We start from the raw sequence: 21,290 nt of genomic DNA on the forward strand, positions 1-21,290 counted from the left end.
TTCCCTCACATCCATAAGGCTATACTGTTTTACCCATAAAGGAGCAGTGGAAACGCATTCGCAACCGCCCCTGTGGCAAACGAAACCTGTTGGTTATCGCGTTGCGAAAAAACAAAAATCTGGAGGAATGTCGTGCACACTTTTCAAGCCGATCTTGTCGTTATAGGTGCAGGCGGCGCAGGATTACGGGCTGCGATCGCTGCAGCACAAGCAAATCCAAGCGCTAAAATCGCACTGATTTCAAAAGTCTATCCCATGCGCAGCCACACAGTTGCCGCAGAAGGAGGGTCCGCCGCCGTAGCGCAGGATCATGACAGCTTCGAATATCATTTCCACGACACGGTTGCCGGGGGCGACTGGCTTTGCGAACAGGATGTTGTTGATTACTTCGTCCATCATTGCCCGACGGAAATGACCCAGCTGGAGCAGTGGGGTTGCCCGTGGAGTCGCCGTGAGGATGGCAGCGTTAACGTGCGCCGTTTCGGCGGGATGAAGATCGAACGCACCTGGTTTGCCGCCGATAAAACCGGCTTCCACATGCTGCATACCCTGTTCCAGACTTCCCTCCAGTTCCCACAAATTCAACGCTTCGATGAGCACTTCGTCCTCGACATTCTGGTCGACGACGGTCATGCGCGTGGCCTGGTGGCAATGAACATGATGGAAGGCACGTTGATGCAGATCCGTGCCAATGCGGTGGTAATGGCCACGGGCGGTGCTGGCCGCGTGTATCGCTACAACACTAACGGCGGGATCGTCACCGGCGATGGCATGGGCATGGCGCTCAACCACGGTATTCCGCTGCGCGACATGGAATTTGTTCAGTATCATCCAACCGGCCTGCCGGGTTCTGGCATTCTGATGACGGAAGGCTGCCGTGGTGAAGGCGGTATCCTGGTCAACAAAGACGGCTATCGCTATCTGCAGGATTACGGCATGGGCCCGGAAACGCCGCTCGGCGAGCCGAAAAACAAATATATGGAACTCGGTCCGCGCGACAAAGTCTCCCAGGCGTTCTGGCACGAATGGCGCAAAGGCAACACTATCTCTACTCCGCGCGGCGATGTGGTCTATCTCGACCTGCGCCATCTGGGTGAGAAGAAATTGCTGGAACGTCTGCCGTTCATCTGCGAACTGGCGAAAGCCTACGTCGGTGTCGATCCGGTGAAAGAGCCGATCCCGGTACGTCCAACCGCGCATTACACTATGGGCGGAATCGAAACCGATCAGCAGTGCGAAAGCCGTATTAAAGGGCTGTTTGCCGTTGGAGAATGTTCTTCCGTCGGCCTGCACGGAGCGAACCGTCTCGGCTCCAACTCGCTGGCCGAGCTGGTGGTGTTTGGCCGCATGGCGGGTGAACGCGCGATGGAACGCGCCGCAACGGCCGGTGAAGCCAACAGCGCCGCGCTGGACGCGCAAGTGGTGGATGTCGAAAAACGCCTGAAAGCGCTGGTTAACCAGGAAGGTACCGAAAACTGGTCGAAAATCCGCGACGAAATGGGGCTTTCTATGGAAGAAGGCTGCGGGATCTACCGTACGCCGGAACTGATGCAGAAAACCGTCGATAAGCTGGCGGAGCTGCAGGAGCGCTTCAAGCGCGTGCGCATTACCGATACCTCCAGCGTGTTCAACACCGACCTACTCTACACCATCGAACTGGGCCACGGCCTGAACGTTGCCGAATGTATGGCGCACTCCGCTCTGGCGCGTAAAGAGTCGCGCGGCGCGCACCAGCGTCTGGACGAAGGCTGTACCGAACGCGACGACGTGAATTTCCTCAAGCACACCCTCGCTTACCGCGACGCGGACGGCACCACCCGTCTGGACTACAGCGACGTGAAGATCACCACGCTGCCACCAGCGAAACGTGTTTATGGGGCAGAAGCGGAAGCCGCCGATAAGAAGGAGAAGGCGAATGGCTGAGATGCAGACGTTGAAAATTGAAGTGGTGCGCTACAACCCGGAAGTGGACGCCGCACCGCACAGCGCTTTCTACGATGTGCCTTTTGATGAGCAAACTTCCCTGTTGGATGCGCTCGGGTACATCAAAGATAACCTGGCACCAGACCTGAGCTATCGCTGGTCCTGCCGCATGGCGATCTGCGGCTCCTGCGGCATGATGGTCAACAAAGTGCCGAAGCTGGCCTGTAAAACCTTCCTGCGCGAGTACACCAAAGGCATGAAGGTCGAAGCGCTGGGCAACTTCCCGATCGAGCGCGATCTGGTGGTCGACATGACCCACTTTATCGAAAGTCTGGAAGCAATTAAGCCGTACATCATCGGCAACCCACGCACGCCGGATCAGGGTCCAAACACCCAGACCCCGGCGCAGATGGCGAAATACCATCAGTTCTCCGGCTGCATCAACTGCGGCCTGTGCTACGCCGCATGCCCACAGTTTGGTCTGAATCCGGAGTTCATCGGCCCGGCGGCCATTACTCTGGCACATCGTTACAACGAAGACAGCCGCGACCACGGGAAGAAAGAACGTATGGCGCAGTTGAACAGCCAGAATGGCGTGTGGAGCTGCACCTTCGTGGGCTATTGCTCGGAAGTGTGTCCGAAGCATGTTGACCCGGCCGCCGCTATTCAGCAGGGTAAAGTGGAAAGCTCGAAAGACTTTCTTATCGCTACCCTGAAACCACGCTAAGGAGTGCATGATGACGACTAAACGCAAAGCCTACGTGCGGCCAATGCCGGCTACCTGGTGGAAAAAACTGCCGTTTTATCGCTTCTATATGCTGCGTGAAGGCACGGCGGTTCCGGCGGTGTGGTTCAGCCTTGAGCTGATGTACGGTGTTTTCGCGCTGAAGCACGGCCCGGAAACCTGGGCCAGTTTTGTGGGCTTCCTGCAAAACCCGATCGTGGTGATCCTGAACCTGATCGTGCTGGCCGCTGCGCTGCTGCATACCAAAACCTGGTTTGAGCTGGCGCCGAAAGCTGCAAACATCATCGTGAAAGGCGAGAAAATGGGGCCAGAGCCAGTCATTAAAGGGCTTTGGGCGGTGACTGCAGTCGTGACTGTGGTCGTTCTGTTTGTGGCACTGTTCTGGTAAGGAGGCCTGAGTGATTAATCCCAACCCAAAACGTTCTGACGAGCCGGTATTCTGGGGCTTGTTCGGCGCAGGCGGCATGTGGAGCGCCATCGTGGCACCGGTCATTATCCTGCTGGTGGCGATTTTGCTGCCGCTGGGGCTTTTCCCCGGTGATGCGCTGGGCTACGACCGCGTGCTGGCCTTCGCCAGTAGCTTCATTGGCCGCGTGTTTATCTTCCTGATGATTGTTCTGCCGCTCTGGCTGGGGCTGCATCGCATCCACCACGCCATGCATGACCTGAAAATCCACGTGCCAAACGGCAAATGGGTGTTCTACGGTCTGGCGACCATTCTGACGGTTGTGACCCTGGTTGCTATCGTCACAATTTGATATTGTGCGTCTTCATCCGGCCCGCCCTTCCGGCGGGCTTTTTTATGGAAGATGCTCAGATGAAAAAATCACTTTGCTGTGCCTTACTGCTCAGCACGTCATTCTCAACGCTGGCGGCACCGGCAACAGACAAACAGCTTGCCGACATCGTCAATCGCACCATCGCCCCACTTATGCAGGAACAGGCTATCCCCGGTATGGCCGTCGCGGTCATTTATCAGGGTAAACCTCACTATTTCACCTGGGGTAAAGCCGATATCGACGGGAATAAACCCGTCACTCAACAAACCCTGTTTGAGCTGGGGTCCGTGAGCAAAACCTTCACTGGGGTACTCGGCGGTGACATTATTGCGCGCGGCGAGATTAAACTCAGCGACCCGGTGACAAAATACTGGCCGGAGCTGACGGGCAAACAATGGGAACATATCAATCTTCTGCATCTGGCGACTTATACGGCGGGCGGTTTGCCGCTCCAGGTGCCGGATGAAGTCACCGACCAGGCGGCCCTGCTGAAGTTCTATCAACACTGGCAGCCGCAGTGGGCACCTGGCGAAAAACGCCTTTACGCGAACGCCAGCATTGGATTGTTTGGCGCCCTCGCCGTTAAACCTTCGGGCATGAGCTTTGAACAGGCGATGACCACGCGTGTATTCCAGCCGCTGAAACTGAATCACACCTGGCTCAATGTTCCGGCTGCGGAAGCGAAAAACTATGCCTGGGGCTATCGCGACGGCAAAGCGGTTCACGTTTCGCCGGGGATGCTGGATGCCGAAGCTTACGGCGTCAAAACCACAATTGAAGATATGGCGAGCTGGGTGCAGGCCAACATGAACCCGGCAAGCGTTAAAGATGAAAAACTGCAGCAGGGCATTACGCTTGCACAGTCGCGCTACTGGCGTATCGGCGAGATGTATCAGGGCTTAGGCTGGGAAATCCTGAACTGGCCGGTGAAAGCCAAAACTATCGTCGACGGCAGCGATAATAAAATCGCGCTCGCCCCGACAACCGCAGTGGCAGTCAATCCACCAGCGCCAGCCGTGAAAGCCTCATGGGTGCACAAAACCGGATCCACCGGCGGATTTGGCAGTTATGTCGCCTTTATTCCGGAAAAGAATCTTGGCATCGTGATGCTGGCGAATAAAAGCTATCCCAACCCGGCTCGTGTAGACGCTGCGTATCAAATTCTGGACGCGCTCAAATAACCTTTTGTCCCGCATTTTCCTTGCTGTCATCTACACTTAACAAAAAAACAGCAAGGAAACTTCTATGCGCATTTTGCCTGTTATCGCCGCAGTGACAGCCGCGTTTTTAGTGGTGGCCTGTAGTTCCCCTACCCCGCCAAATGGCGTTACCGTCGTCAACAATTTTGATGCACAGCGTTATCTTGGTACCTGGTATGAAATCGCCCGTCTCGATCACCGCTTTGAGCGTGGACTTCAGCGCGTCACCGCCACCTATAGCACGATGGATGACGGCGGCATTCAGGTGATTAACAAGGGATACAACCCAGAGCGTGGCATGTGGCAACAGTCGATCGGCAAAGCGTACTTTACCGGTGACCCGAGCAGAGCCGCGCTGAAAGTGTCGTTCTTTGGCCCGTTCTACGGCGGCTATAACGTGATTGCGCTGGACCGGGAATACCGCCATGCGCTGGTATGCGGGCCGGATCGCGATTATCTGTGGATTCTCTCGCGCACGCCGACCATTTCAGCCGAAATGAAACAGCAAATGCTCGATATCGCGACCCGGCAGGGGTTTGATGTGTCGAAATTAATTTGGGTGGAACAGCCTCATTAATGAGTGCTGAGTTTTAGCCCAATAATTCCCGCGACGATTAACCCGAGGCTGGCGATACGCGCCAGGCTCGCGGATTCCCCTAGCAGCAGAATGCCAGTGATGGCTGCACCTACTGCGCCAATCCCTGTCCAGACGGCATACGCGGTGCCAACGGGCAGCGTGCGCATCGCCCAGGAGAGCAGCGCAATGCTGACGATCATGGCGGTAATGGTAATGATACTGGGGGTCAGGCGGGTGAAACCGTGGGTGTATTTCAGGCCAATGGCCCACACAACTTCCAGTAAACCGGCGATCAAAAGAATAATCCAGGACATATCGGGCTCCTTAACTTAAATAACAGTCTGGGGCCGTCCCCGGTGGTCGAAGCGCTTGCAGGTCGTCCAGCAAGGCATAAGTGAAGCGCCTATTTTCCCCACAAACTGATTTTATTTCAATCCATTTGCGAAAAGTCGGTTAAAGCCTGAAATAGCCTCAGTATGCAACGGAGTTCAGTCCTTTATCACTCATCCGACTTCCCTATGATGGTGTGCTTTCTGATGGCAGCAAGCCAAACCCTTTGCCTGATGCGAAAAAAAACATGTTTAAAATTCTCTTGATTGACCGTTGTCACTTCACCCGCTCCGGGTTTGAAGCTTGGCTCAATCATTCAGGTCTGTTCCCGGGCTCATTTATGGTCACCGGTCTGAACAACCTGTTCCTTGCCAGGGAGCACATCCTGCAATGGAAACCGACGCTGGTCATCGCTGATCTCAACAGTTTTATGCAGGATATGAATGATATCCAGCAGCTGTCCTCGGTGCTGATTGCCAGCGAGACACGGCCTTTTATTCTGTTACAGTCCAGCGAGAAACTGGATATGTCGGACTATATTCAACAGTTCCCACTCTGGGCATCCCTGAGCAAAAGCACCGGGCTTGAAACGCTGGCGGCGGTAATTAATGACGCGCTGAGCTCTTGCGCCAGCTATGAGATACCGCAAATTGCGGCGCCGCTGCTGACTCGTCAGGAAGGAAAAGTATTAACGCTGTGGATGGAAGGCGCCAGCAATCAGAAAATTGCCAGCAAACTCAGTATTAACAGTAAGACGGTGTATACCTACAAACGTAATATCCGTATGAAGCTGCATATGGATACCCGTTTTTCACCGTTTTTGACCCTTCAGGAAGTCGAAAGCTGACGGTACGGCGGTAGACCCGTTCCGTACCGTCCTGATAACACTGCTTTAATTCTGCGCTTTCGTCGCTGCACCAGAAATCGCGCTACCGCCGCTTGAGATATCTTCACCCACGCCACGCGTGGTATTACAGGCGGTTAATACTGAAGAAAGCACCAGTACAGAAAAGATCGCTGCAATTGTTTTCTTAACCATAATATCTTCCTTTTATAGCCAATGTTATTTGTGTATAGCCACTTAAGGATAGACAAGATCCCGCCGGTTGACGGAAAAGGAAGAATTTTTCGGAGTATTAGACGTGATTAACTGGCAGCGTGGGAAATAGCATGGCCGAGGTCTTTAATATCTTCACCGACGCCACGCGCGGTGTTGCAGCCGGAAAGAATCGCGCTGGAGAGTGCCAGCAGCAGCAGAATTTTAACGGTACGTTTCATCATCCCTGCCTGAATCAATCAGGCGCAGCAGGCGCTGCGCCTCAAATCATTACCCGTCTTACTTCAAGTTGCATGTGCGTTGGCTGCGCCTGCTCACCCCAGTCACTTACTTAAGTAAGCTCCTGGGGATTCTCAGGCTTGCCGCCTTCCTGCAACTCGAATTATTTAGGGTAAACATGAATTACTTCACGCGAGATACGTATTCGCCAGAGCGGGTATCTACTTTGATCACTTCGCCAATCTGTACGAACAGTGGAACTTTAACCACTGCGCCAGTAGACAGCGTCGCTGGTTTGCCGCCAGTACCTGCGGTGTCACCTTTCAGGCCTGGGTCAGTTTCAATGATTTCCAGCTCAACGAAGTTAGGCGGAGTCACGGAGATAGGCTGACCGTTCCACAGGGTCACGATGCATTCAGCCTGGTCCAGCAGCCATTTCGCGTTATCACCAACGGCTTTCTCATCAGCTGCCAGCTGCTCGAAAGTTTCGTTGTTCATGAAGTGATAGAACTCGCCGTCGTTGTACAGGAAGGTCAGGTTCATATCGACAACGTCAGCGCCTTCAGCGGAGTCGGTAGATTTGAAGGTTTTCTCAACGCGGGTACCGGTCAGCAGGCGACGCAGTTTAACGCGCGCGAATGCCTGGCCTTTACCTGGTTTAACGAATTCGCTCGCTTCAACCGCATACGGTTCGCCATCCATCATGATTTTAAGACCAGCACGAAAATCGTTGCTATAGTAAGTCGCCATAAGGCCCTCTGAAAATTGTTAACTGGTAGCTAAGCCACAAAATGGCGCATATTGTAACCCTAAATACCCCGTCCAGAGAAGATTGGTTATCGCAACTTGCCGATGTAATCACCAGTCCTGATGAACTGCTGCGTCTATTGAATATAGACACTGATGAAAACCTGCTCGCTGGCCGTGAGGCAAAACGCCTTTTTGCGCTGCGCGTCCCGCGTGCATTTGTCGCACGTATGGAGAAAGGCAACTCCGACGATCCGCTGCTGAAACAGGTACTTACCTCACAGGATGAGTTCGTTACTGCGCCTGGTTTTAGCACCGATCCGCTGGAAGAACAAAACAGTGTGGTGCCTGGCCTGCTGCATAAATACCAGAACCGCGCGCTACTGCTGGTGAAGGGCGGATGTGCGGTAAATTGCCGCTACTGCTTCCGTCGTCACTTCCCGTATGCCGAAAACCAGGGCAATAAGCGCAACTGGCAGGTGGCGCTGGACTATATTGCGGCTCATTCTGAGCTGGATGAGATCATTTTCTCCGGCGGCGATCCGCTGATGGCGAAAGATCATGAGCTGGACTGGCTGCTCACTCAGCTCGAAGCGATCCCGCATATCAAACGCTTGCGCATTCACAGCCGTCTGCCGATTGTGATTCCGGCGCGGATCACCGATACGCTGGTTGCACGCTTCGAACAGTCGCGGCTGCAGGTCTTGCTGGTGAATCATATTAACCACGCCAGAGAAATCGACGACGCGTTTCGCGCTGCGATGGCGCAGTTGCGTAAAGTGGGTGTGACACTACTGAACCAGAGCGTACTGCTGCGTGGAGTCAACGATAACGCGCGGGCGCTCGCCGACCTGAGCAATGCGCTGTTTGATGCCTCGGTCATGCCTTACTATCTGCACGTGCTGGACAGAGTTCAGGGTGCAGCGCATTTCATGGTGAGTGATGAAGAGGCCCGGCAGATTATGCGCGAGCTGCTGACGCTGGTCTCAGGATATATGGTGCCGAAGCTGGCGCGCGAGATTGGCGGTGAACCGAGCAAAACACCGCTTGATTTGCAGCTGCGTCAGAACTAAAAAGGCAGGTGGCAGAGGTCAAAGTAAAACGGCAACGCCCGTTGCCGTTTTTAATGTTTGCGCCCTCTCCCTTGGGAGAGAGTCGGGGTGAGGGCATCAGCCCGCACTTATCTCAGTTCGGGCACTTATAAACCTGACCGTTCATTGAGCTGGCCGTTGGCGCAAAGCTCGACAACATTCCTTGTGTTGGGCTGCTTACACCATAAATCACGTTGCCACCCATTGCCGCCGCCTGATTACGCAGGGCATTCGCCGCACCGCGCATAGAGCCGCCTTCTTCGCCATGCTGACCCGACAGCCAGTTGCTCTGCTCACCGGTTGCCGAGCCTAACAGCTGGCACTCGCTGCCCGGCTTATCTTCCGCAAAGCGAACGCCCTGTCCCGCCGAAGAGAGCTCATTACTGGAGCTACATCCCGCCAGCAGCAATGCTGCCCCTACGATCCCTGCACAGACTTTAACGCGCATGTTATTCCCCGTTTTCAATAAGCTGGACAAGAGTTGTCCGTGTGTAAACCTTATACTAAAAAGATGACCAAAAGAAAAACCCCCAGACATTTCTGCCTGAGGGTTTTTCAATTCTGGGAGCACGAACGCCCAAATCATTCTGGTTGCAGGAAGGCGGCAAGTGAGTGAATCCCCAGGAGCTTACTCTAGTAAGTGACTGGGGTTCACGAACGCAGCCAACGCATCTGCAGCCTGAAGGATGCAGGGCGTGGGGCAAATTACATCATGCCGCCCATACCACCCATACCGCCCATGCCGCCTGCGCCTAAGTCAGGAGCATCGCCTTTTGGCAGGTCGGTGACCATGCATTCGGTGGTGATCATCAGACCCGCTACAGAGGCCGCGTACTGCAGAGCAGAACGGGTCACTTTCGTTGGGTCCAGAATACCGAAGTCGATCATGTTGCCGTATTCTTCAGTTGCTGCGTTGTAACCGTAGTTACCTTCGCCTGCTTTCACGTTGTTGGTCACAACAGATGGCTCTTCACCGGCGTTGGACACGATCTGACGCAGTGGCGCTTCCATTGCGCGCAGCGCAACTTTGATACCCACGTTCTGATCTTCGTTCTGAGCAGTCAGGCCAGCCAGTTTAGCGGCAACGCGAACCAGCGCCACACCACCACCAGCAACAACGCCTTCTTCTACCGCAGCACGAGTTGCGTGCAGGGCATCATCAACGCGAGCTTTCTTCTCTTTCATTTCAACTTCGGTAGCAGCACCGACTTTGATCACTGCAACGCCGCCTGCCAGTTTCGCTACGCGCTCCTGCAGTTTTTCACGGTCGTAGTCAGAAGTTGCTTCTTCGATCTGCTTGCGAATCTGAGTTACACGGCCCTGGATTGCGCCTTCGTCACCCACGCCATCGATGATGGTGGTGGTGTCTTTGTTGATCACAACGCGTTTCGCCTGACCCAGATCTTCCAGGGTCGCTTTTTCCAGTTCCATACCGATTTCTTCAGAAATCACGGTACCACCGGTCAGAGTTGCGATGTCCTGCAGCATAGCTTTACGGCGATCGCCGAAGCCAGGTGCTTTAACCGCAGCCACTTTCACGATGCCACGCATGGTGTTAACCACCAGAGTCGCCAGCGCTTCGCCTTCAACGTCTTCAGCGATGATAACCAGTGGTTTGCCTGCTTTCGCAACGGCTTCCAGAACAGGCAGCATTTCGCGGATGTTGGAGATTTTTTTGTCAGCCAGCAGGATGAACGGGCTTTCCAGCTCAACAGCACCCGTTTCTGGTTTGTTGATGAAGTATGGGGACAGGTAACCGCGGTCGAACTGCATACCTTCAACCACGTCCAGTTCGTCTTCCAGACCGGTACCGTCTTCAACGGTGATCACGCCTTCTTTGCCGACTTTGTCCATCGCTTCAGCGATCAGTTTACCTACGGTTTCGTCGGAGTTAGCGGAGATGGTACCAACCTGAGCAATCGCTTTAGAGTCGGAGCATGGAACGGACAGGGCTTTCAGCTCTTCAACAGCGGCGATAACCGCTTTGTCGATACCGCGCTTCAGGTCCATTGGGTTCATGCCCGCAGCAACAGCTTTCAGGCCTTCAGCGATGATCGCCTGAGCCAGCACGGTCGCGGTGGTGGTACCGTCGCCTGCAGCGTCGTTCGCTTTAGAGGCAACTTCTTTCACCATCTGCGCGCCCATGTTTTCGAATTTGTCTTCCAGTTCGATTTCACGTGCAACGGAAACGCCATCTTTAGTGATGGTTGGTGCGCCGAAGGATTTATCCAGCACCACGTTACGGCCTTTCGGGCCCAGGGTCACTTTTACTGCATCTGCCAGTACGTTTACGCCGCGCAGCATTTTCACACGAGCGTCGTTACCGAATTTTACGTCTTTAGCTGCCATGTTCTTATTTCCTCAAATTCGTTCAGTATCGTTTCGCGGATTACGCTTCAACAATTGCCAGGATGTCGCTTTCGGACATGATCAACACTTCTTCATTGTCGATCTTCTCGGATTTCACGCCGTAGCCATCGTTGAAAATCACGATGTCGCCAACTTTAACGTCCAGCGGCTGCACTGTACCGTTTTCCAGGATGCGGCCCTTACCGACAGCGATGATTTCGCCACGAGTTGATTTGGCTGCTGCAGAACCGGTCAGAACGATGCCGCCCGCAGATTTGGTTTCAACTTCTTTACGTTTGACGATCACACGATCATGTAACGGACGAATACTCATTGATAGCTCTCCTTTGAGAAAGTCATTATCAGTTATGGAAGACGCCGGGCCGTAAAAGGTTTACCGACTGGTGCCCTGAGAGATGGGGGTCGGATTTTGCCCCTTCAAGGGGCAGGCGAAAAAAAATTTGTGAAAGTGTTACCATCGCCTCTCTTTTGATGGTGGCAGGACGACGTCGATGAGTGGACTCAAACAGGAGCTAGGGCTGGCGCAGGGTGTTGGTTTGCTCTCCACCTCCTTGTTAGGAACCGGAGTATTTGCCGTGCCTGCGCTGGCGGCACTGGTGGCGGGCAATGACAGTCTGTGGGCGTGGCCAGTGTTGATTGTGCTGGTGTTCCCGATTGCAATTGTCTTTGCGACGCTCGGGCGACATTTCCCCAGCGCCGGCGGCGTGGCGCATTTTGTCGGCATGGCGTTTGGCCCACGGCTGGAGCGCGTCACCGGCTGGCTGTTTCTGTCGGTCATTCCTGTTGGTCTTCCTGCCGCCCTGCATATTGCAACCGGTTTTGGTCAGGCGCTGTTTGGCTGGCACGACGAACAGCTGCTGTTTGCCGAGCTGGGTACGTTGGCGATCGTCTGGTGGGTGGGATCGCGCGGCGCCAGCTCCAGCGCCAATCTGCAAACGCTGGTTGCGGTGCTGATCGTCGCGCTGATTGCTGCCATCTGGTGGGCAGGCGACATCCATGTCGGCGAAATTCCCTTCCCGGCCATCACCGACGTCGATCATTCTCAGCTCTTCGCCGCACTCTCGGTGATGTTCTGGTGTTTTGTCGGGCTGGAGGCGTTTGCTCATCTGGCGTCGGAATTCAAACAGCCGGAGCGCGATTTCCCCCGCGCCCTGATGATTGGCCTGCTGCTGGCGGGCACGGTTTACTGGGCCTGTACGGTGCTGGTGCTGCATTTCAACGCTTACAGCGCTGAGGCGGCTGCGGCGGCTTCGCTACCTGGTATTGTGGTGCAGTTGTTTGGTGTCAAAGCTCTGTGGATTGCCTGCGTGATTGGTTATCTCGCCTGCTTCGCCAGCCTGAACATCTATATTCAGAGTTTCGCCCGCCTGGTCTGGTCCCAGGCGCAGTACAAACCGGAGAGTCGACTGTCGCGCCTGTCAAAACGTCAATTGCCGCTGAATGCACTGAACGCGGTGCTGGGCTGCTGCGTGCTGAGCACGTTGGGTATCTACTGGCTGAACATCAATCTGGACGCGCTTATCGTTTACGCCAACGGCATTTTCATCATGATTTATCTGCTGTGCATGCTGGCAGGGTGTCGATTACTGAAAGGACGCTTTAACGTTTTGGCGGTCATCGGCGGGGTACTGTGTTTACTGCTGCTGGTAATGATTGGCTGGAAGAGTTTGTATGCCATCGTGATGCTGGCGGGGCTGTGGGGGTTCTTGCCGAAGCGTGGTGCGGTTTAATTGCCGGATGGCGGCTGCGCCTTATCCTGCCTACAAGAGCACAAACCGTAGGCCCGGTAAGCGCAGTGCCACCGGGCAACACATATCAACGGTCGTCTTTATGATCGATACGGTCGTGCTGATCGTCCTTGCGCTGGTACTCTCCGTCAAAGGTTTCCCCGTTCCCCGGACCGGTGCTAAATCCCCCGCCAGGCATTCGGTTAAAGCGCAGATGCGGCAACAGTCGCATGGTCAGCAGTTTTTGCACCGGCGGCAACAGCAGTAACAGACCAATGAAATCGGTGAAGAAGCCCGGCAGAATCAGCAGCAGACCGGCAAGAATCAGCGACACGCTTTTGATCATCTCCGCCGCAGGACTCTCTCCCGCCGCCATCTTTTGCTGCATTAACAGGAAATTTTTGAAACCCTGATTACGCACCAGCGACATACCTATCACCGACGTGAATATCACCAGGATCAGGGTCAGCAAGACACCCAGCACGTGGGCGACCTGGATAAAAATAGAAATCTCAATGTAAACATAGAGAAAAATGGCAATAAAAGGTATCCAGCGCACTGGTTTCTCCTGTGTGGCAGACGCCTCTGGCCTCTGTCCGAATGGGTTTGCGATTCGCGTCTTTCTGAAATGGAGACGGTTAGCCAAATTTCAATCGGTTTGCACGGATATTTTTTCTGGAAATATTCAGGCGGTGATTCATTTCACAGATTAATAATTATCATGAGATGAGGGCGATAATAAGTGATCCAGATTACGGCAATTCGCTATCATCAGCATATGATCTCGAGTATCTGGCTGATTGAGGGAATAATCGTCGGTCAGCAAATATTGAAAACCACATATCTACTGTGTGTTTAGTACAATCCATCGGCCGCTTTAAAAGAAGGTTCACATGTTAAACAACATTCGTATCGAAGAAGATTTGTTGGGTACCAGGGAAGTTCCAGCGGATGCCTACTACGGTATTCACACTCTGAGAGCGATTGAAAACTTTTACATCAGCAACAACAAAATCAGTGACATCCCTGAGTTTGTGCGTGGCATGGTGATGGTGAAGAAAGCCGCAGCCCTGGCAAACAAAGAGCTGCAAACCATTCCGAAAAGCGCTGCAAATGCCATTATCGCCGCCTGCGATGAAGTGCTGAACAACGGCAAATGCATGGACCAGTTCCCGGTTGACGTCTATCAGGGCGGCGCGGGCACATCCGTGAACATGAATACCAACGAGGTTCTGGCTAACATCGGTCTTGAACTGATGGGCCACCAGAAAGGTGAGTACCAGTACCTCAATCCAAACGACCACGTTAACAAGTGCCAGTCCACCAACGACGCCTATCCGACCGGTTTCCGTATCGCCGTTTATGCCTCCGTGGTGAAACTGATTGACGCGATTAACCAGCTGGGCGATGGCTTCCAGCGTAAAGCCGTTGAGTTCCAGGACATTCTGAAAATGGGCCGTACCCAGTTGCAGGATGCGGTGCCGATGACCCTCGGCCAGGAGTTCCACGCGTTCAACGTGCTGCTGAACGAAGAGACCCGCAACATCCTGCGCACCTCCGAGCTGCTGCTGGAAGTCAACCTTGGCGCGACCGCCATCGGGACTCGCCTGAACACCCCAGACGGTTACCAACAGCTGGCAGTGCAGAAACTGGCAGAAGTGTCTAATCTGGCGGTTGTGCCAGCGGAAGACCTGATCGAAGCAACTTCCGACTGTGGCGCTTACGTCATGGTGCACAGTGCGCTGAAACGTCTGGCGGTTAAACTCTCCAAAATCTGTAATGACCTGCGCCTGCTCTCTTCCGGTCCACGCGCTGGCCTGAACGAAATCAACCTGCCAGAGTTGCAGGCCGGTTCGTCCATCATGCCAGCCAAAGTGAACCCGGTAGTGCCAGAAGTGGTGAACCAGGTGTGCTTCAAAGTCATCGGGAACGACATTACCGTGACCATGGCCTCCGAGGCGGGTCAGCTGCAGCTGAACGTTATGGAACCGGTGATTGGCCAGGCAATGTTTGAGTCCATCCATATCTTGACCAACGCGTGCTACAACCTGCTGGAAAAATGCATCAACGGTATTACGGCAAACAAAGAAGTGTGCGAAAGCTTCGTCTATAACTCTATCGGCATCGTCACTTATCTGAACCCGTTCATTGGCCACCACAACGGCGATATCGTCGGGAAGATTTGTGCTGAAACCGGTAAGAGCGTGCGCGAAGTCGTGCTTGAGCGTGGACTGCTGACAGAAGCTGAGTTGGATGATATCTTCTCGGCGCAAAACCTGATGCACCCGGCCTACAAAGCGAAACGTTATACCGATGAAAGCGAACAATAACAGTTCGGGTTAAACTTCCGAAAGGCACGTCACTTGTGACGTGCCTTTTTGCTTTTATAGGACATCACAAAAATAACATTTATGTATCCAACATCTAACATTCAAGGAAGCGATTATGATTGTCATTGAGCTGATTATCGTTTTGGCCGCGATTTTTCTCGGCGCCAGACTAGGGGGGATTGGTATCGGTTATGCTGGCGGGCTCGGCGTGCTGGTACTCGCAGCCATTGGTGTCGCACCGGGGAAAATCCCGTTTGACGTTATCTCCATCATCATGGCGGTGATTGCAGCGATCTCGGCGATGCAGATCGCGGGTGGCCTGGATTATCTGGTTAACCAAACCGAAAAGTTACTGCGCAAAAACCCTAAGTACATCACGATCCTTGCGCCAATTGTCACCTACTTCCTGACTATTTTTGCCGGTACCGGCAACATCTCCCTCGCAACACTCCCGGTTATTGCCGAAGTGGCGAAAGAGCAAGGCATCAAACCGTGCCGTCCGCTGTCGACCGCCGTCGTGTCCGCGCAGATTGCGATCACTGCCTCGCCGATTTCCGCTGCGGTGGTTTACATGTCATCCGTGATGGAAGGCCACGGCGTGAGCTACATCCATCTGCTCTCCGTGGTGATCCCATCGACGCTGCTGGCCGTGCTGCTGATGTCGTTCCTGGTCACCATGATGTTTAACTCTAAACTTTCCGACGATCCGGTATACCTGAAACGTCTTGAAGAAGGTTTAATTGAGCTGCGCGGCGAAAACAAAGTGGAGATCAAACCGCGCGCCAAACTGTCGGTACTGCTGTTCCTGCTCGGCGTGGTGTGCGTGGTGATTTATGCCATCGTCAACAGCCCAAGCCTCGGCCTGGTCGCAACACCGCTGATGAACACGACTAACGCAATCCTGATTATTATGCTGAGCGTTGCGACGCTAACCACCGTGCTGTGCGGTGTGGAAACGGACAGCATTCTCAGCTCAAGTACCTTTAAAGCGGGGATGAGTGCCTGTATCTGTATCCTCGGCGTGGCATGGCTCGGCGATACCTTCGTTTCTAACAATATCGACTGGATTAAAGAGACAGCGGGCTCGGTCATTCAGGGTCATCCGTGGTTGCTGGCAGTCATTTTCTTTGTGGCCTCCGCGCTGTTGTACTCTCAGGCTGCAACCGCCAAGGCGCTGATGCCGATGGCGCTGGCGCTGAACGTCTCTCCACTGACGGCGGTTGCTTCCTTTGCCGCCGTTTCCGGCCTGTTTATTCTGCCAACCTACCCGACGCTGGTCGCGGCGGTGCAGATGGATGATACCGGCACCACCCGTATCGGGCGCTTCGTGTTTAACCATCCGTTCTTTATTCCGGGCACGATGGGCGTGGTGTTCTCTGTCTGCTTCGGCTTCGTCATTGGCAGTTTTATTCTCTAAAATACTGTAGATGTAGAAATAGTTATCATCGGGCCGCTTAGCGGCCCGATTCATTCATACCCCTTGGCCCAGCGTGATATAGTATTTTTTTCACGATGAGGAGGTCGAGTAGTGAATACACCTGACGCTGTCGTTGTACTCTGTACCGCACCCGATGAAGCCACTGCCCAGGAGCTTGCCGCCAAAGTGCTGGCAGAACAGCTCGCGGCCTGCGTGACTATTCTTCCCGGTGCCACCTCGATGTACTACTGGGAAGGCAAGCTGGAACAGGAGTATGAAGTCCAGATGCTGCTGAAAACCAACGTCGCGCATCAACAGGCGCTTCTTGATTGCCTCAAATCTCATCATCCTTACCAAACCCCGGAACTGCTGGTGCTGCCAGTCGTCCACGGCGATAACGATTATCTCTCATGGCTCAACGCTTCTTTACGCTGATCTTGCTGCTGTGCAGCACGTCAGTTTTTGCCGGATTGTTTGACGCGCCCGGCCGCTCTACTTTCATCCCTGCCGACCAGGCGTTTGTTTTCGACTTCCAGCAAAACCAGCACGATCTGAATTTGAACTGGCAGGTCAAAGACGGGTACTACCTGTATCGCAAGCAGGTCAGTATCACCCCAGCGAATGCGACGATTGGCGAGCCTCAGCTGCCTGCGGGCGAGTGGCACGAAGATGAGTTCTACGGCAAAAGCGAAATCTACCGTCATCAGTTGAGTGTGCCGCTTACGGTAAGTCAGGCAAGCCAGGGGGCGACGCTGACGGTGACGTACCAGGGCTGCGCTGATGCAGGATTCTGTTATCCGCCGGAAACCAAAGTGGTGCCGCTGAGTGAAGTCGTGGCGGCGCCTTCTGCGCCCCCTTCTCAGGAACCGAGTGAAAAGAGCGCGGAACTCCCTTTCTCTGCGTTCTGGGCGTTATTGATCGGGATCGGCATCGCCTTTACGCCATGCGTATTGCCAATGTACCCGCTTATCTCCGGTATCGTTCTCGGCGGTAAACAGCGTTTATCCACCGCCCGTGCGCTGCTGCTGGCCTTTATCTATGTGCAAGGAATGGCGCTGACCTATACCGCACTTGGCCTTGTGGTGGCTGCTGCAGGGCTTCAGTTTCAGGCCGCACTTCAGCATCCTTACGTGCTCATCGGGCTGTCAGTAGTCTTTACCCTGCTGGCACTGTCGATGTTTGGGCTGTTCACGCTGCAATTGCCGTCGTCCCTGCAGACGCGCTTAACGCTGATGAGCAATCGTCAACAGGGCGGTTCTGCTGGCGGCGTGTTCGTGATGGGGGCGATCGCTGGGTTGATCTGCTCACCCTGCACCACCGCACCGCTGAGCGCCATCCTGCTGTACATCGCCCAGAGCGGGAATATGTGGTTCGGCGGCGGGACACTCTATCTCTATGCGCTGGGCATGGGCTTGCCGCTGATTTTGGTCACCGTGTTCGGCAATCGCCTGTTGCCGAAAAGCGGTCCGTGGATGGAGACGGTGAAAACGGCGTTCGGTTTTGTGATTCTTGCCCTGCCGGTATTCTTGCTGGAGCGTGTGATTGGCGATATCTGGGGGATGCGTTTGTGGGCCATTCTTGGCGTTGCGTTCTTCGCTTGGGCATTTATCACTAGCCTGTCCGCGCAAAAGCCGTGGATGCGGATGGTGCAGATTGTTCTGCTTGCCGCTGCGCTGGTAAGTGCGCGTCCGCTTCAGGACTGGGCGTTTGGCGCGACGACAGCACAAACACAGGCACATCTTAACTTCACGCAAATCAGCAGCGTTGATGAGCTGAATACCGCGCTGGCACAGGCTAAAGGCAAACCAGTGATGCTCGATCTGTACGCCGACTGGTGCGTGGCCTGTAAAGAGTTCGAAAAATACACTTTCAGCGATCCGCAGGTGCAAAACGCGCTGAAAGAGACCGTTCTGTTGCAGGCTAACGTAACGGCCAATAATGCGCAGGACAAGGCCTTGCTGAAGGAACTCAACGTGCTCGGCCTGCCGACTATTCTGTTCTTTAATGAACAGGGCAAAGAGCAGCCCGCCGGGCGTGTGACCGGATTTATGGACGCAACCGCATTCAGCGCACATTTGCGCGATCGCCAGCCGTAAACGACACTGTTAACGGGAGAAACCGTTAGCATTGGGAGGAGAAAACCGTGCAACGTGAAGACGTACTGGGGCAAGCCCTGCAATTACTTGAAGTACAAGGGATCGCCAATACCACGCTTGAGATGGTCGCCGAACGCATCGATTATCCTCTGGATGAACTTAGGCGCTTCTGGCCCGACAAAGAGGCGCTGCTTTACGACGCCCTGCGTTACCTTAGCCAGCAGGTGGACATCTGGCGCAGACAGCTGATGCTGAACGAAGAGCTGACGGCAGAGCAGAAAGTGTTGGCGCGCTACACTGCGCTGGCGGATTGCGTTCGTAATAATCGCTATCCGGGCTGCCTGTTTATCGCTGCCTGTACTTTTTATCCCGATCCGGGCCATCCAATCCATCAGTTGGCTGATCAGCAGAAAAGCGCCGCTCACGACTTTACGCACGAGCTGCTCACGACGCTAGAAGTCGACGATCCGGCGATGGTGGCCAAACAGATGGAACTGGTGCTGGAAGGCTGCCTGAGCCGTATGCTGGTCAACCGCAGTCTGACTGACGTCGAAACAGCACACCGTCTGGCGGAAGATATTCTGCGTTTTGCCCAGTGCCGCATGGGTGGCGCACTGACTTAAGCCAGCATCCCAGCCCACGCAGAAACAAGCAAGCACAGGGCCATTACGCGTTGAAATCGCACCATCGCCACGGTGGTGCGAAACACGCGGTTCACCGCCTTCCCCAGCCACGCCCAGCACATCAGACATCCAATCGAAATCACTAAGAACCACAGCGCCATCAGCGCGACATCCCGCAACGTATGATCTCCCACCGGCGCAAACAGGCTCACCACTGCCAGTGCCATCATCCATGTCTTTGGGTTGACCACCTGTAATAGCGCGGCCGCACGCGCCGTAAAACGATGATACGAACCGTTGGTCAGATTTGCCGCTGGCGCACTGAACAGCTGCCAGCTCATCCAGCTTAACCACAGCACACCCGCCCAGCTCATCATTTGACGAATCAGAGGGTACTGGCGCAGGATTTCTCCGGCACCTGCACCGGAGACCAGCACGATGGCGCTGGCTGCAACACAGCCGCTCACAAGGGCGGGAAGGGTCGCCTTCACGCCATAGTGCTGGCTATTGGTCAGAATGAGGATGTTGGTCGGGCCTGGCGTTATCGAGGCGACAAAAGCAAACAGCAGAAACGGCATCAGATTCACAGGTAGCTCCTTATTTTTGGAGCTCTGACTGTGCCGCTATTTATTGGAAACGTCTGGAAGGTTTGTGCACAACTTTCGGTAATGGGCAGGAGTGATGCGATAGGCCCGCTGAAACCAGCGCCCAAGATGGCTCTGGTCGGCAAAACCGAGCGATGCGGCTACCGCCACAGGCTGATCTCCACGCGCCAGCATCTGACGGGCTTTCGCCAGTCGAAGCTGAATTAGCCAGGCGTGCGGTGCCAGGTGGAACTCGCGTTTAAAACAGCGGGTCAGGGTAAAGCGGTCGGTTCCCGTCTCGCGCGCCAGATCTGACAGCCCAAGATTTTCGCCCATATGGGCATACAGGTAATCGCGTGCCCGATGTGCCACCGCCGCGCTTTGCAGCTGCGAGGGCAACTTTTTCCGCCAGTGGCAATGGGAGGTGATCTGCGCCAGTAAGTTATCCATCGTACTCTGCTGGACGATTTTCATTTCATCCTGATGCAATGAGTTAAATGTCTCACCGATGGAACGAACCAGCTGCGGCTCGCGCGTTAGTGTTTGCGCAAAATGCAGGGAATAACTACCGGGGGTCGATTCATATAGCCCGTGTAGCGTGTTGTTCAGCCACTGCTCGTCAAGGTAGAACGTCAGATAGGTAAAGCCACCATCGACCGGTGCATCGCCATCGTGGATTTCACCGGGTTCAAGCAAAAAGGCATCACCCGGATGGCTCCGGTGACGTTCGCGACGGCAATGGAACTGCTGGGTGCCAGAAAGCGTGATGCCCACCAGATAGCTGTCGTGCCAGTGCGGGTCGAAGGCATGGCCTTCAAAGTGCGCTTTAATGGTTTCAATACCTGTATCTGCATGCTGACGTAGCTCAAGCCAGTCGTTCGCCATACCGCCCTCCTCTCAACTGCCAGCATTGCTGTTTCGCACGACCTTTGTCTGGAAGATTTGTGCAATTTCGCTGCGGGAACCGACAGATTGCCGTAAAGTTAAGCAGTTGAACAGCTTTTCCCGAATTAGGGTTGACGGGCAAACGGGATTAGGGTTTAATGCGCTCCGTTGCCCGGATAGCTCAGTCGGTAGAGCAGGGGATTGAAAATCCCCGTGTCCTTGGTTCGATTCCGAGTCCGGGCACCACTATTTAAAGAAACCAGCCTACGGGCTGGTTTCTTGCTTTTGGGGATTCGGTAGTTTTGGCCGCCCCCACCAACGTAAAATATCCACTCTTCTTGCCTGAGCATTGCCAACATTCCTCCTTTAAATCACCTGATCTGTACGTTCCAGAAGCTATAAAAGCTATGACAGGAGCAGTATTCTGCGCTGAGTTTTAATGAGATCAGTATGTTTGGAGGATTTTTGAGAAAGGACAAAAACGCAAAAAGGCCATCCTTCCGGATGACCTCTTCACTTAATTGATGCCTGGCAGTTCCCTACTCTCACATGGGGAGACCCCACACTACCATCGGCGCTACGGCGTTTCAC

Annotated in this window: 24 protein-coding genes and 1 tRNA gene; 15 read left to right on the forward strand and 10 right to left on the reverse strand. The window is 54.4% G+C overall.

All coding sequences use genetic code 11. The annotated features are described in order from the left end of the window. Window positions 1-132 precede the first annotated feature (132 nt). The 6 genes from frdA to JBO43_RS08680 all read left to right on the forward strand — a co-directional run bounded on the left by frdA (window position 133) and on the right by JBO43_RS08680 (window position 5,223). On the forward strand, window positions 133-1,923 hold the full coding sequence (gene frdA / locus JBO43_RS08655) for a fumarate reductase (quinol) flavoprotein subunit (protein ID WP_095280468.1): 1,791 nt from the start codon (window positions 133-135) through the stop codon (window positions 1,921-1,923). Continuing rightward, window positions 1,916-2,650, forward strand: a complete 735-nt coding sequence (locus JBO43_RS08660; protein WP_095280467.1) for a succinate dehydrogenase/fumarate reductase iron-sulfur subunit — start codon at window positions 1,916-1,918, stop codon at window positions 2,648-2,650. The genes frdA and JBO43_RS08660 overlap by 8 nt, the downstream gene beginning before the upstream one ends. Before the next feature lie 10 nt (window positions 2,651-2,660). Next, entirely contained in the window at window positions 2,661-3,056 is a 396-nt protein-coding gene (gene frdC / locus JBO43_RS08665; RefSeq protein ID WP_095280466.1) for a fumarate reductase subunit FrdC, read from the forward strand. A gap of 10 nt (window positions 3,057-3,066) precedes the next feature. Then, entirely contained in the window at window positions 3,067-3,426 is a 360-nt protein-coding gene (gene frdD, locus JBO43_RS08670; RefSeq protein ID WP_095280465.1) for a fumarate reductase subunit FrdD, read from the forward strand. Window positions 3,427-3,485: 59 nt separating this feature from the next. Further along, window positions 3,486-4,628 carry a CMY2/MIR/ACT/EC family class C beta-lactamase gene (ampC, locus tag JBO43_RS08675; protein ID WP_202674122.1) on the forward strand — a complete coding sequence of 381 codons (1,143 nt, stop codon included), beginning with the start codon at window positions 3,486-3,488 and terminating at the stop codon, window positions 4,626-4,628. Window positions 4,629-4,692: 64 nt separating this feature from the next. Beyond that, a complete protein-coding gene (locus tag JBO43_RS08680) occupies window positions 4,693-5,223 on the forward strand; it encodes a lipocalin family protein (protein ID WP_095280464.1) in 531 nt (176 codons plus the stop codon). On the opposite strand, the gene sugE is transcribed toward JBO43_RS08680, so the two are convergent. Continuing rightward, entirely contained in the window at window positions 5,220-5,537 is a 318-nt protein-coding gene (gene sugE / locus JBO43_RS08685) for a quaternary ammonium compound efflux SMR transporter SugE (RefSeq protein WP_095280463.1), read from the reverse strand. The genes JBO43_RS08680 and sugE overlap by 4 nt on opposite strands. Window positions 5,538-5,800: 263 nt before the next feature. Here sugE and JBO43_RS08690 point away from each other — a divergent pair, with 263 nt between their 5' ends. Next, window positions 5,801-6,400: a response regulator transcription factor gene (locus JBO43_RS08690; RefSeq protein ID WP_103948112.1), complete on the forward strand. Its 600-nt coding sequence runs from the start codon at window positions 5,801-5,803 to the stop codon at window positions 6,398-6,400. A 45-nt stretch (window positions 6,401-6,445) separates the two neighbouring features. Here JBO43_RS08690 and ecnB read toward each other — a convergent pair whose 3' ends face one another. The 3 genes from ecnB to efp form a co-directional block, all read right to left on the reverse strand. Beyond that, window positions 6,446-6,592, reverse strand: a complete 147-nt coding sequence (gene ecnB / locus JBO43_RS08695; protein ID WP_095280461.1) for a lipoprotein toxin entericidin B — start codon at window positions 6,590-6,592, stop codon at window positions 6,446-6,448. A 107-nt stretch (window positions 6,593-6,699) separates the two neighbouring features. After that, on the reverse strand, window positions 6,700-6,831 hold the full coding sequence (locus tag JBO43_RS08700) for an entericidin A/B family lipoprotein (protein WP_095280460.1): 132 nt from the start codon (window positions 6,829-6,831) through the stop codon (window positions 6,700-6,702). A 181-nt stretch (window positions 6,832-7,012) separates the two neighbouring features. After that, window positions 7,013-7,579, reverse strand: coding sequence for an elongation factor P (gene efp / locus JBO43_RS08705; RefSeq protein ID WP_095280459.1), 567 nt, complete (start codon window positions 7,577-7,579; stop codon window positions 7,013-7,015). Between the two features lie 41 nt (window positions 7,580-7,620). On the opposite strand from efp, the gene epmB reads away from it, so the two are divergent. After that, complete coding sequence (gene epmB / locus JBO43_RS08710; RefSeq protein WP_202674123.1) at window positions 7,621-8,649, forward strand: EF-P beta-lysylation protein EpmB; 1,029 nt, start codon at window positions 7,621-7,623, stop codon at window positions 8,647-8,649. A gap of 112 nt (window positions 8,650-8,761) precedes the next feature. Here the strand turns inward: epmB and JBO43_RS08715 are convergent, their stop codons facing one another. From JBO43_RS08715 to JBO43_RS08725, 3 genes are all read right to left on the reverse strand, one after another. Then, window positions 8,762-9,115, reverse strand: coding sequence for a DUF4156 domain-containing protein (locus JBO43_RS08715; RefSeq protein ID WP_095280457.1), 354 nt, complete (start codon window positions 9,113-9,115; stop codon window positions 8,762-8,764). 257 nt (window positions 9,116-9,372) lie between these two features. Further along, the gene (groL, locus tag JBO43_RS08720) at window positions 9,373-11,016 is read right to left on the reverse strand and encodes a chaperonin GroEL (protein WP_095280455.1); all 1,644 of its coding nucleotides are present in this window, start codon (window positions 11,014-11,016) and stop codon (window positions 9,373-9,375) included. A gap of 40 nt (window positions 11,017-11,056) precedes the next feature. Beyond that, on the reverse strand, window positions 11,057-11,350 hold the full coding sequence (locus tag JBO43_RS08725) for a co-chaperone GroES (protein WP_003855929.1): 294 nt from the start codon (window positions 11,348-11,350) through the stop codon (window positions 11,057-11,059). A gap of 178 nt (window positions 11,351-11,528) precedes the next feature. On the opposite strand from JBO43_RS08725, the gene yjeH reads away from it, so the two are divergent. Further along, window positions 11,529-12,767 carry an L-methionine/branched-chain amino acid transporter gene (gene yjeH / locus JBO43_RS08730; protein WP_095280454.1) on the forward strand — a complete coding sequence of 413 codons (1,239 nt, stop codon included), beginning with the start codon at window positions 11,529-11,531 and terminating at the stop codon, window positions 12,765-12,767. A gap of 85 nt (window positions 12,768-12,852) precedes the next feature. Here the strand turns inward: yjeH and JBO43_RS08735 are convergent, their stop codons facing one another. Further along, on the reverse strand, window positions 12,853-13,323 hold the full coding sequence (locus tag JBO43_RS08735; protein ID WP_165790650.1) for an FxsA family protein: 471 nt from the start codon (window positions 13,321-13,323) through the stop codon (window positions 12,853-12,855). 334 nt (window positions 13,324-13,657) lie between these two features. Here JBO43_RS08735 and aspA point away from each other — a divergent pair, with 334 nt between their 5' ends. The 5 genes from aspA (at window position 13,658) to JBO43_RS08760 (ending at window position 19,230) form a co-directional block, all read left to right on the forward strand. Beyond that, the gene (gene aspA / locus JBO43_RS08740) at window positions 13,658-15,094 is read left to right on the forward strand and encodes an aspartate ammonia-lyase (RefSeq protein WP_103948109.1); all 1,437 of its coding nucleotides are present in this window, start codon (window positions 13,658-13,660) and stop codon (window positions 15,092-15,094) included. Window positions 15,095-15,209: 115 nt separating this feature from the next. Further along, on the forward strand, window positions 15,210-16,511 hold the full coding sequence (locus tag JBO43_RS08745; protein ID WP_095280451.1) for an anaerobic C4-dicarboxylate transporter: 1,302 nt from the start codon (window positions 15,210-15,212) through the stop codon (window positions 16,509-16,511). A gap of 111 nt (window positions 16,512-16,622) precedes the next feature. Then, window positions 16,623-16,946 (forward strand): divalent cation tolerance protein CutA, encoded by a 324-nt coding sequence (cutA, locus tag JBO43_RS08750; protein WP_095280450.1) that lies wholly within the window; start codon window positions 16,623-16,625, stop codon window positions 16,944-16,946. Continuing rightward, the gene (locus tag JBO43_RS08755; protein ID WP_202674124.1) at window positions 16,922-18,607 is read left to right on the forward strand and encodes a protein-disulfide reductase DsbD; all 1,686 of its coding nucleotides are present in this window, start codon (window positions 16,922-16,924) and stop codon (window positions 18,605-18,607) included. Before cutA ends, JBO43_RS08755 begins: the two co-directional genes overlap by 25 nt. A 47-nt stretch (window positions 18,608-18,654) precedes the next feature. Then, window positions 18,655-19,230, forward strand: coding sequence for a transcriptional regulator (locus tag JBO43_RS08760; protein WP_095280448.1), 576 nt, complete (start codon window positions 18,655-18,657; stop codon window positions 19,228-19,230). Here the strand turns inward: JBO43_RS08760 and JBO43_RS08765 are convergent. Both JBO43_RS08765 and JBO43_RS08770 read right to left on the reverse strand, forming a co-directional pair. Next, window positions 19,227-19,817, reverse strand: a complete 591-nt coding sequence (locus JBO43_RS08765; RefSeq protein WP_103949852.1) for a LysE family translocator — start codon at window positions 19,815-19,817, stop codon at window positions 19,227-19,229. The two genes, JBO43_RS08760 and JBO43_RS08765, sit on opposite strands and share 4 nt — an antisense overlap. A gap of 36 nt (window positions 19,818-19,853) precedes the next feature. Next, a complete protein-coding gene (locus JBO43_RS08770) occupies window positions 19,854-20,699 on the reverse strand; it encodes an AraC family transcriptional regulator (RefSeq protein WP_202674125.1) in 846 nt (281 codons plus the stop codon). Between the two features lie 170 nt (window positions 20,700-20,869). Here JBO43_RS08770 and JBO43_RS08775 point away from each other — a divergent pair. Further along, window positions 20,870-20,945, forward strand: a tRNA-Phe gene (locus JBO43_RS08775). Window positions 20,946-21,290: the final 345 nt, after the last annotated feature.

The sequence above is a fragment of the Lelliottia jeotgali genome (assembly GCF_016771845.1).
GTDB lineage: Bacteria > Pseudomonadota > Gammaproteobacteria > Enterobacterales > Enterobacteriaceae > Enterobacter > Enterobacter jeotgali.

What these genes read in the sequence shown, in the direction of transcription:
- JBO43_RS08745 (WP_095280451.1), top strand. Translation starts at nt 15,210, where the DNA reads ATGATTGTCATTGAGCTGATTATCGTTTTGGCCGCGATTTTTCTCGGC.
- frdC (WP_095280466.1), top strand. Translation starts at nt 2,661, where the DNA reads ATGACGACTAAACGCAAAGCCTACGTGCGGCCAATGCCGGCTACCTGG.
- groL (WP_095280455.1), bottom strand. Translation starts at nt 11,016, where the DNA reads ATGGCAGCTAAAGACGTAAAATTCGGTAACGACGCTCGTGTGAAAATG.
- JBO43_RS08690 (WP_103948112.1), top strand. Translation starts at nt 5,801, where the DNA reads ATGTTTAAAATTCTCTTGATTGACCGTTGTCACTTCACCCGCTCCGGG.
- JBO43_RS08700 (WP_095280460.1), bottom strand. Translation starts at nt 6,831, where the DNA reads ATGAAACGTACCGTTAAAATTCTGCTGCTGCTGGCACTCTCCAGCGCG.
- JBO43_RS08680 (WP_095280464.1), top strand. Translation starts at nt 4,693, where the DNA reads ATGCGCATTTTGCCTGTTATCGCCGCAGTGACAGCCGCGTTTTTAGTG.
- ecnB (WP_095280461.1), bottom strand. Translation starts at nt 6,592, where the DNA reads ATGGTTAAGAAAACAATTGCAGCGATCTTTTCTGTACTGGTGCTTTCT.
- ampC (WP_202674122.1), top strand. Translation starts at nt 3,486, where the DNA reads ATGAAAAAATCACTTTGCTGTGCCTTACTGCTCAGCACGTCATTCTCA.
- JBO43_RS08715 (WP_095280457.1), bottom strand. Translation starts at nt 9,115, where the DNA reads ATGCGCGTTAAAGTCTGTGCAGGGATCGTAGGGGCAGCATTGCTGCTG.
- aspA (WP_103948109.1), top strand. Translation starts at nt 13,658, where the DNA reads ATGTTAAACAACATTCGTATCGAAGAAGATTTGTTGGGTACCAGGGAA.
- epmB (WP_202674123.1), top strand. Translation starts at nt 7,621, where the DNA reads ATGGCGCATATTGTAACCCTAAATACCCCGTCCAGAGAAGATTGGTTA.
- JBO43_RS08660 (WP_095280467.1), top strand. Translation starts at nt 1,916, where the DNA reads ATGGCTGAGATGCAGACGTTGAAAATTGAAGTGGTGCGCTACAACCCG.
- efp (WP_095280459.1), bottom strand. Translation starts at nt 7,579, where the DNA reads ATGGCGACTTACTATAGCAACGATTTTCGTGCTGGTCTTAAAATCATG.
- JBO43_RS08770 (WP_202674125.1), bottom strand. Translation starts at nt 20,699, where the DNA reads ATGGCGAACGACTGGCTTGAGCTACGTCAGCATGCAGATACAGGTATT.
- JBO43_RS08755 (WP_202674124.1), top strand. Translation starts at nt 16,922, where the DNA reads ATGGCTCAACGCTTCTTTACGCTGATCTTGCTGCTGTGCAGCACGTCA.
- yjeH (WP_095280454.1), top strand. Translation starts at nt 11,529, where the DNA reads ATGAGTGGACTCAAACAGGAGCTAGGGCTGGCGCAGGGTGTTGGTTTG.
- JBO43_RS08725 (WP_003855929.1), bottom strand. Translation starts at nt 11,350, where the DNA reads ATGAGTATTCGTCCGTTACATGATCGTGTGATCGTCAAACGTAAAGAA.
- sugE (WP_095280463.1), bottom strand. Translation starts at nt 5,537, where the DNA reads ATGTCCTGGATTATTCTTTTGATCGCCGGTTTACTGGAAGTTGTGTGG.